The 1,159-nt window shown below is 46.1% G+C and carries 1 protein-coding gene; it reads left to right on the forward strand.

Annotation, left to right across the window (positions count from 1 at the left end; all coding sequences use genetic code 11):
- Positions 1-1,159: DNA mismatch repair endonuclease MutL (mutL, locus tag BKK47_RS12235; protein ID WP_143529636.1), on the forward strand; the 1,159-nt coding region annotated here is incomplete at both ends.

The following is a 1,159-nucleotide window of genomic DNA, read 5'->3' on the forward strand; positions in this document are numbered from 1 at the left end:
CAAATTGCCGCCGGTGAAGTGGTGGAACGTCCTGCTTCAGTGGTGAAAGAATTGGTAGAAAATAGTTTGGACGCCGGAGCCAATAAAATCCAAGTAGATATTGAAAATGGTGGTACAACGCTTATCCGTATTCGTGATAACGGCAGCGGCATTCCCAAAGAAGAATTAAGCCTAGCTCTTGCCCGTCACGCAACCAGTAAAATTGCGGATTTGGAAGATCTCGAGTCAATTTTAAGCTTAGGCTTTCGTGGTGAGGCGCTGGCGAGTATCAGCTCCGTTTCCCGTTTAACCCTCACCTCACGTACCGTTGAACAAAAGGAAGCTTGGCAGGTATATGCCCAAGGGCGTGATATGGAAACCACCATCAAACCGGCATCACATCCTGTCGGCAGCACGGTAGAAGTAGCGAATTTGTTTTTCAACACCCCTGCCCGCCGTAAATTCTTGCGGACCGATAAAACCGAATTTGCTCATATTGATGAAGTCATTCGCCGCATTGCACTGGCAAAATTTAATATCGCTTTTACCCTCACCCATAATGGCAAAGTGATTCGTCAATATCGTCCGGCGAGCGATCTTCCCCAACAACTCAAACGAGTCTCGGCAATTTGCGGTGATGAATTCGTCAAAAATGCACTGCGTATTGATTGGAAATATGACGATCTCCATCTTTACGGATGGATTGCTACACCCAACTTTAGCCGATCACAAAATGATTTAAGTTATTGCTATATCAATGGGCGTATGGTGCGTGATAAAGTCATTACTCACGCGATTCGCCAAGCCTATGCGGAGCATTTGCCTAACGAAAGCTACCCTGCGTTTGTATTATTTATTGATCTCAATCCTCACGAGGTGGATGTAAACGTTCACCCAACAAAACACGAGGTGCGTTTTCACCAACAACGCCTCATTCACGATTTTATTTATGAAGGTATCAGCCACGCATTGGAAAGCCAACTCTCCGTCCCGCTCGCTGAGCCAAAAGAAAGTGCGGTTGAAAATCCGCAAGAAAATGAAGTGCGTGAGCCTATTCCCACTTATCACAAGGGTTGGAGTCCTAAACCCAATCGTGCGGCAGCCGGACAAAATATCTTCGCACCGAATTTTTCTAAAGAAAAAGCCGTGCAAAAACCACCCCAAAATCCACCGCACTTTT

This window comes from Rodentibacter mrazii, from assembly GCF_001998825.1.
GTDB lineage: Bacteria > Pseudomonadota > Gammaproteobacteria > Enterobacterales > Pasteurellaceae > Rodentibacter > Rodentibacter mrazii.